The sequence below is a fragment of the Streptomyces azureus genome (assembly GCF_001270025.1).
GTDB lineage: Bacteria > Actinomycetota > Actinomycetes > Streptomycetales > Streptomycetaceae > Streptomyces > Streptomyces azureus.
Map to the genome: position 1 here is coordinate 38,927 of NZ_DF968362.1, position 7,822 is coordinate 46,748.

Consider the following 7,822-nt stretch of genomic DNA (forward strand, 5'->3'; position numbering starts at 1 on the left):
GTCGGGAGCGTCTCTGATCAGCTTGGTGATCCCATGCCAGACGTAGCGTCCGGCATGGTTTGTGCCCATCGTGGAGGGGTGGCGTGGGCGTGTAGGTGGAAGCCCGCGCCCAGTGCTGCTCCTCGTGGCCGGTGTCGGCGGGTGGTGGGTGTACTGATCGCTGTCACGCCCTGGTGCCGGTGGGCTGCGCGGGGCAGTGTCCTTCGGCCCGTTGGTGCGTGTCCCTCCGGACGCTTGCCCGCCGGACCCGAGGGGCCGGTGGGGGAGGGTGCCCTGCGTCGCCTGGGCGCGTGGCATGTGGTTTTCCGCCGGGTGGGTCCGGTCTTGGACCGGTCGGCCCGGCTGGTCTGGGCGGTCGGGGTGATGACCGCTTGGGTCTCGAACGTGTCCACCACCGTGTGGATCACCATCTGCCCGGTGGTCCGGTCGGTGACGGTCTTGTCCTGATGCGTGAGGCCGCGTGCGGTGATGCGCTGCCAGGCGCCGTGGTCGCGGTCGCCCTGCCAGCCGCATCCGGCCCGGTCGGGGCAGAGGGCCCATTTCCAGCCCGGTGCGGTGGGGCGGTCGGGGGCCTTGCGGTGCCGCAGCAGGGTCAGGCACCGGGGGCAGTGCCGGGAGGTGTTGCGGGGCGGAACGGTGACGACGGCGATCCCGGCCTCGGCGGCCAGATGCCGCATGCGGTCGGCGATCCGCCCGCGCACCGTCTGGGACATGCGCGTGTTATGAGTGCGGCCCATGCCGCCCGCTTCCATCGAGCGCAGGTCTTCCAGATAGACGACCGTGGCGTGGGCGGCGACGGCCTGGTCGACGGCCCAGCGGGCGGCGGCCCAGGCGAGGGCGTCGTTGAGGTTCGACCTGCGCTCGGACACGCAGCGGATCTCCTCTTGCAGCACCTGGTGTCTGCCGGACAGTTCATGCTGCGTATCAGCGCCGATGAGCCGCTGATACTGGGCGGCCTTGGCGTGCAGGTGTTCCGACAGGCGCCGCAGGCGGTACTGCCTGGCCAGAACTCCCGCGGCCCGGAACTGGGCGCCGTGCCCGAGAGCGGTGATGTGCCCGTCGTCGTGCAGCCGGGCCGCACCCGCGGACAGCAGGGTGTTCAGACCCCAGTCCACACCGAGCGCCACGGTGTGCCCGGTACGGGACGTCTTCGGCACGGCGTGGGTGTAGGCCAGATCGGCACGCACCTTTGCGCCCGCGAGGCGGAGGGTCGGCAGGTGCAGCACCGCGCCGGGCGGAACCGTCGGCGGCAGCGTGACAGGGCAGGCCACCCATGTCCAGTCGCGGTAGGAGCGCGGGTCGGGCCGAGTAGGCAGCTGAAGACGCAGCAGCCCACGTTGCGGGTCGCCCTCGCCGCGTTCGATGGTGGCCTGCTGGCCGTCGCACGCTGACAGCAGCAGCATCCGCGCCGCCCGGGGCGGGGCCTCCAGCTCGAACACATCAGCCGGCAGACGGCCGTGCTTGCCGGCGAAGGCGGTGATCTGCCGGGTGCGGGAGCGGATCACACTCGACGGGAGATACCGGCCGCCGGGCACCGCCTCCCGCACCCGGTCCCACTCCTCAGGCGTGCGCCTGCCTGGATCGCACGGCCACGTCCGAAGAACTGCGGACGTCAGCTCGGCCCGCCAGTGGGCCGAGCGCAGAGCGCGCCCGGCCTGTTCCTGGGCCATACGCACGATCCGGTCATTGGCCCTCACGCCCTCGGCCGGGGCGACCGTCCAGCCCAGTCGGCGCAGCGCCATCCACGCATTCGACGGCAGCCTCCGCCCGCCCGCGTCCTCACCCGAGGCCAAGACGTCCACATCGGCGGCGTTCCAGTGCTCGGCCAGCAGTTCGCCAGCCATGCCGGACACCAGATCAGCCGCCCAGCCGACCCGCTGCGCCAGCACAGCGGCCGACAGCACCACACCCGTCTTCTCCTCCACGCCCGTACGCAGCAGTCCACGAGCACAGGCAGTTCGGGCCGTTTCGCCCTCGCCCAGCGGCACCTTCCGGCTCACCGGCGCTCCCCCGCTTCCTGCCCGTGGTGCTGTCATCCGATCAACGACACTCCCGAGAAAAGGTCACCCATTCGATCCACGCACTCACATACGACACCGAGACCGGCCGGACACACGGCACTACACCGACCGACGATGCATCACTGCGGACGACAAAGGAAACACATGAGCCGATGCGACGGCCCGTGCGACGCTTCCTCACAGCCCGCCGTCGCCGCACCCCGGGAACCCTCACACCCACCCCCGGCACCCGCTGAGGGCAGCGTTCCCCGTGGGAAACAGTCGTGATGCTGCCGGGTAACACCGGCACCGCACGCTCAAGGACATGACCTCGAATGAGCGTGTGGTGGTGATCGGCACCGGCCTCGCGGGCGTACGGCTCGCCCGGCGGCTCGGTGAGCTCGGCACGCCCGCGTTGCTGATCGGCGAGGAGGAGCACCGGCCCTACAACCGGGTGCTGCTCGCCGAGGTGCTGGCCGGACGTTACAGCCCCGAGGTGATCGCCCTGCCGGCACCCGCGCAGGCCACGCGCGGCCGGGTCGTCGGCATCGACCGCGACGGGCGGACCGTCGAGTGCGCCGACGGCACGGTGATCGCATACGACCGGCTCGTCCTCGCCACCGGATCCAACCCCGTCCTGCCGCCCCTGCGCGGCCTGTTCACCCCCGACCACGTGCTGCCCGAGGGCGTCCACGCCTTCCGGACCATGGACGACTGCCTGGGCCTGTCCAAGGCGGTCCGGCCGGGGGCGAAGGCGGTCGTCATCGGCGGCGGTCTCCTCGGGGTCTCCGCGGCCCGAGCGCTCGCCCTGCGCGGCGCCCAGGTCGTCCTCGCCCAGCAGTCCGAGCGGCTGATGGAGCGCCAGCTCGACCCGGCCGCCTCCAAGCTCGTCAAGCGGCACCTGACCGACCTGGGCGTCGAGGTCCACACCGAGTGCCGCGTCCGGGACGTGCGCTGCGTCGGCGGCGCCGTCCGCTCCGTGGAGATGGCCGACGGGTACGCGCTCGACGCCGACCTCGTCGTGGTGGCCTGCGGCGTCCGCCCCCGGGTGGGTCTCGCGCAGGCCGCCGGCCTCGACGTCCGCAAGGGCGTCGTCGTCGACGACGAGCTGCGCACCTCAGACCCGTACATCCACGCCATCGGGGACTGCGCTCAGCACGACGGCGTCCTCTACGGCCTCGCCACTCCCGCACTCGAGCAGGCCGACACGCTCGCGGAGCTGCTGGCCGGCGACGCGGACGCGCGCTACACCGGCACCCGCTCCCTGACACGGCTCACGCTGAACGGGCACGACAGCCCCTTCGACCTCGCCGCGTTCGGCGAGACGGAGGCGCTCCCGGGCGACGACGTCGTCCAGCTCGCCGACGCCACCCGCGGCACCTACCGCAAGGTCGTCGTCCGCGACGACCGCCTGGTCGGCGGGGTCCTCGTCGGCGAACTCGGCACCGTCGGCGCGCTCGCGCGCGCCTGGGAGGGAGCAGAGCCGCTCCCCTCCGACGGCGGCCCCCTGCTCCACCTGCTTACCAATGATGGAGGCTCCTGATGTCCACGGACACCCCCACGATCGTGCTCGTCGGCCATGGCATGGTCGGCCAGCGCTTCCTCGAAGCGCTCGCCGAGCGCGGCCTGACCGCCACGCACCGCGTGGTCGTGCTCTGTGAGGAGCCACGTCCTGCCTACGACCGCGTGCAGCTCACCTCGTACTTCTCGGGCAAGACGCCCGAGGACCTGTCCATGACGGACATGCGGTTCATCGAGGACCACGGCATCGAACTGCGCGTCGGCGACCCGGCGGAGACGATCGACCGCGAGGCGCGCAAGGTGACCGCCCGTTCCGGTCTCGTCGTCGACTACGACGTGCTCGTCCTGGCCACCGGCTCGTACCCCTTCGTGCCGCCGGTGCCGGGCAAGGACGCCGAGGGCTGCTTCGTCTACCGCACGATCGAGGACCTGCTCGCGATCGAGGAGTACGCCAAGAAGGCCACCACGGGTGCCGTGGTCGGCGGCGGTCTGCTCGGCCTGGAGGCCGCGGGCGCGCTGAAGGGCCTCGGGCTCACCTCCCACATCGTGGAGTTCGCACCCCGTCTGATGCCCGTCCAGGTCGACGAGGGCGGCGGCGCCGCCCTGCTGCGCACCATCGAGGAGATGGGCCTGAGCGTCCACACGGGCGTCGGCACGCAGGAGATCGTCGTCGGCGAGGACGGCGCCGTGACCGGCATGAAGCTGTCCGACGGCTCCGAACTGGCCACCGACCTGGTGGTGTTCTCCGCCGGTGTCCGCCCCCGCGACCAGCTGGCCCGCGACTGCGGCCTGACGGTCGGCGAGCGCGGCGGCATCGCGGTCGACGAGCAGTGCCGCACGGTGAACGACCCGCACGTGTTCGCGATCGGCGAGTGCGCGCTGGCCGCCGACGGCCGGGTGTACGGCCTGGTCGCGCCCGGTTACGAGCAGGCCGAGACCGCCGCCGCGACGATCGCCGCGGACGAGGCCGCCTTCACCGGCGCCGACCTGTCCACCAAGCTGAAGCTGCTCGGCGTGGACGTGGCGTCCTTCGGCGACGCGCACGGCACCGCCGAGGACTGCCTGGACGTCGTCTACTCCGACTCCCGCGCGGGCCTGTACAAGAAGCTGGTCATCGGCCGCGACGGCACGCTGCTCGGCGGCATCCTGGTCGGCGACGCGGAGGCGTACGGCACACTGAAGGCGTTCACCGGCTCGGTCCCGCCGGTCGCCCCCGAGTCGCTCGTGCTGCCGGCCGGCGCCGGGGAATCCGCCCAGCTCGGCCCGTCCGCGCTGCCGGACGACGCGATCATCTGCTCGTGCCACAACGTCTCCAAGGGCGCGATCCGCGGCGCGGTCACCGACCACCAGTGCACGACCGTGCCCGAGGTGAAGAAGTGCACCAAGGCAGGCACGGGCTGCGGCTCCTGCGTGAAGGTCCTCGGCCAGCTCGTCAACGCCGAGCTGGAGGCCGGCGGCATCGAGGTCGACAAGGGCCTGTGCGGCTGCTTCTCGCAGACCCGCGAGGAGCTGTACGAGATCGTCCTCGCCCTGCGCATCAACAGCTACCAGGACCTGCTCGACCGCCACGGCCGCGAGGAGGCCAGGGGCGGTGACGGCTGCGAGATCTGCAAGCCGACGGTCGCCTCGATCATCGCCTCCCTGGCCCCGGCGATCGGCGCGAGCGGCTACGTCCTGGACGGTGAGCAGGCCGCCCTCCAGGACACCAACGACCACTTCCTGGCCAACCTCCAGAAGAACGGCTCGTACTCGGTCGTCCCGCGCATCCCCGGCGGTGAGATCGCCCCGGAGAAGCTGATCGTGATCGGCGAGATCGCCCGCGACTTCGGCCTCTACACGAAGATCACCGGTGGCCAGCGGATCGACATGTTCGGCGCACGCGTCGAGCAACTACCCCTGATCTGGGCCCGCCTGGTCGACGCCGGCTTCGAGTCCGGCCACGCCTACGGCAAGTCGCTGCGCACGGTGAAGTCCTGCGTCGGCCAGACCTGGTGCCGCTACGGCGTCCAGGACTCCGTCCGCATGGCGATCGACCTGGAGCTGCGCTACAGGGGGCTCCGGTCGCCGCACAAGCTGAAGTCGGCCGTCTCCGGCTGCCAGCGCGAGTGCGCCGAGGCCCAGTCGAAGGACTTCGGCGTGATCGCCACCGCCAACGGCTGGAACCTGTACGTCGGCGGCAACGGCGGCGCCACCCCGCGCCACGCGGACCTGCTCGCGCAGGACCTGTCGGACGCCGAACTGGTCCGCCTGATCGACCGGTTCCTGATGTTCTACATCCGTACGGCCGACCGCCTGGAGCGCACCTCGACCTGGCTGGAGCGGATCCCCGGCGGCCTGGACCACGTGCGGGACGTCGTCGTCCACGACTCGCTCGGCATCTGCGACGAGCTGGAGAAGCTGATGCAGGCGCACGTCGCGCACTACCGCGACGAATGGGCGGAGACCATCAACGACCCCGAGAAGCTGGCCCGGTTCGTGTCCTTCGTGAACGCGCCGGACACCCCGGACCCGGTCGTCGCCTTCGTGCCCGAGCGCGACCAGATGAAGCCCGACCTGCCGCTGCTGTCCATCGGTATGCGACCCGCCGAAGACGTACTGGAAGGAAGCGCCCAGCGATGACCCTGGCACCTGAGACCACCGACCTGAAGGTCCAGCTCGCACTGGACGGCGACTGGTTCACGGTCTGCGACCTGAACACGCTGCTCCCGGGCCGCGGGGTGGCGGCACTGCTGCCGGACGGCCGCCAGGCGGCGATCTTCCGGGACCGTTCCGGTGAGCTGTTCGCCGTCGACAACCGCGACCCGTTCACCGGCGCGGCCGTCCTCTCCCGCGGCCTGACCGGCTCCCACCAGGGCCGCCCGTTCGTCGCCTCGCCCCTGCTGAAGCAGCGCTTCGACCTGGCGTCCGGGCAGTGCCTGGACGACGAGGCGGTACAGGTGGCGACGTACAAGGTGCGCACCGCGTAGGAACGCGAACGCCCGGCTCGGAACACCCCTCCCCGGAGGGGTGTTTCTGTTGCCGCCTGGCAAGCTGGGGCCATGGTTGCGCAGCCGCACGACAGGCCCGGCCTCTCCTGGCTCGGCGCCCCGATCGACGCCCGCCCGCTGTTCGAGCCGGAACTCGAAGCGCTGCTGGGGCTGTTGCGGGGCCTGCGGCCCGGTCAGTGGAACGAGACGGCCGTGCCGGGCTGGACCGTGCACGACGTCTCCGCTCACGTCCTCGGCGACTACCGCGCCCGTCTCGGCCACCGGGAGTTCGGCGCCTTCGCGCCGGGAGAGACCCTGGAGGCGTTCATCCACCGCGCCAACCAGGAGTGGGTCGACCGCCACCGGGGCATGGATTCGGCCTCGCTCGTCGACGCCCTGGAAGAGGCCGGCACCGAACTGGCCCGCCGCTTCGCGCGCGCCGACCTGGACGCGCCGTCCCTGGGCGTGTCCTGGGCCGGGGTGGACCCGGCGCCGCTGTGGCTGGACTGCGCCCGGGAGTTCACGGAGTACTGGACGCACCGCCAGCAGATCCGGCACGCGGCCGGGCTGGGCACCGACCCCGAGCCGCGGGCCCTGTCCATGGTCCTGGACACCTTCATGCGGGCCCTGCCCCACACGCTGCGGGACACCGCCGCGCCGGCCGGCACGCGGGTGGCGCTGACGGTCACCGGCCCGGGAGGGGGCACCTGGGCCGTGACCGCCGGGCCGGAGGGCTGGTCCCTGGCGGAGGACGGCTGGCCGCTGACGGAGGATTCCGGTGGCCGGCCTGTGGCCACCGTGGAGCTGGACGCGGAGACCGCCTGGCGGCTGTGCACGCGAGGTGTCCAGCCGGCCGCCGCTCTCGCCCGGGCCCGGATCGAGGGCGACCGACGGCTCGCCGAGGCGGCGTGCCGGATCGTGTCGATCGTCTACTGATCAACTGCCCTGCCGGGCTATCGATCGCCGCCCCAGCTTCCGCGTCACAGGCCTTGGACCAGGCGCCGGCGACGCCGCAGGGGCCAGCTGAGTTCCCGCTCCGGACGGCGCCCGGGCGTTCGCGATGAGCCCTCGCACCAGCTGAAGACCCCGCTCGCGGCGCTGTGGCTGCGCCTGGAGAACCTGGAGCCCCACGTCGCCGCCCGGGCCCGGGGCAGCCTCACCGCCGCCGTCACGGAGACGGACCGGCTCGCCCGGATGGTCGAGCACCTGCTGGCGATGGCCCGGCTGGAGGAGCACGCGGCGATCCCCGCCACCGTCGACCTGGGCGCGGTCTCATCGGAACGGCACCGCACCTGGCAGCCCCTGTTCGCCCGCGAGGACGTCTCCCTCGTGCTC

Annotated in this window: 5 protein-coding genes and 1 pseudogene; 5 read left to right on the forward strand and 1 reads right to left on the reverse strand. The window is 72.1% G+C overall.

Translation table 11 applies throughout. The features are described from left to right. Positions 1–17: 17 nt before the first annotated feature. Positions 18–2,000, reverse strand: a complete 1,983-nt coding sequence (locus AOQ53_RS29010) for a zinc ribbon domain-containing protein (RefSeq protein WP_059421743.1) — start codon at positions 1,998–2,000, stop codon at positions 18–20. A gap of 325 nt (positions 2,001–2,325) precedes the next feature. On the opposite strand from AOQ53_RS29010, the gene AOQ53_RS29015 reads away from it, so the two are divergent. From AOQ53_RS29015 to AOQ53_RS41785, 5 genes and pseudogenes are all read left to right on the forward strand, one after another. After that, positions 2,326–3,543, forward strand: a complete 1,218-nt coding sequence (locus AOQ53_RS29015; protein WP_059421745.1) for an NAD(P)/FAD-dependent oxidoreductase — start codon at positions 2,326–2,328, stop codon at positions 3,541–3,543. Further along, positions 3,543–6,140 carry a nitrite reductase large subunit NirB gene (nirB, locus tag AOQ53_RS29020; protein ID WP_099054714.1) on the forward strand — a complete coding sequence of 866 codons (2,598 nt, stop codon included), beginning with the start codon at positions 3,543–3,545 and terminating at the stop codon, positions 6,138–6,140. The genes AOQ53_RS29015 and nirB overlap by 1 nt, the downstream gene beginning before the upstream one ends. Further along, positions 6,137–6,487 (forward strand): nitrite reductase small subunit NirD, encoded by a 351-nt coding sequence (gene nirD, locus AOQ53_RS29025; RefSeq protein ID WP_059421747.1) that lies wholly within the window; start codon positions 6,137–6,139, stop codon positions 6,485–6,487. Before nirB ends, nirD begins: the two co-directional genes overlap by 4 nt. Before the next feature lie 72 nt (positions 6,488–6,559). Beyond that, on the forward strand, positions 6,560–7,423 hold the full coding sequence (locus tag AOQ53_RS29030) for a maleylpyruvate isomerase family mycothiol-dependent enzyme (RefSeq protein WP_059421748.1): 864 nt from the start codon (positions 6,560–6,562) through the stop codon (positions 7,421–7,423). A gap of 126 nt (positions 7,424–7,549) precedes the next feature. Beyond that, positions 7,550–7,822, forward strand: a pseudogene (locus AOQ53_RS41785) (sensor histidine kinase); the annotation flags it as partial.

Coding starts and splice junctions, on each gene's coding strand:
- AOQ53_RS29015 (WP_059421745.1), top strand. CDS start 2,326: ATGACCTCGAATGAGCGTGTGGTGGTGATCGGCACCGGCCTCGCGGGC.
- nirB (WP_099054714.1), top strand. CDS start 3,543: ATGTCCACGGACACCCCCACGATCGTGCTCGTCGGCCATGGCATGGTC.
- nirD (WP_059421747.1), top strand. CDS start 6,137: ATGACCCTGGCACCTGAGACCACCGACCTGAAGGTCCAGCTCGCACTG.
- AOQ53_RS29030 (WP_059421748.1), top strand. CDS start 6,560: ATGGTTGCGCAGCCGCACGACAGGCCCGGCCTCTCCTGGCTCGGCGCC.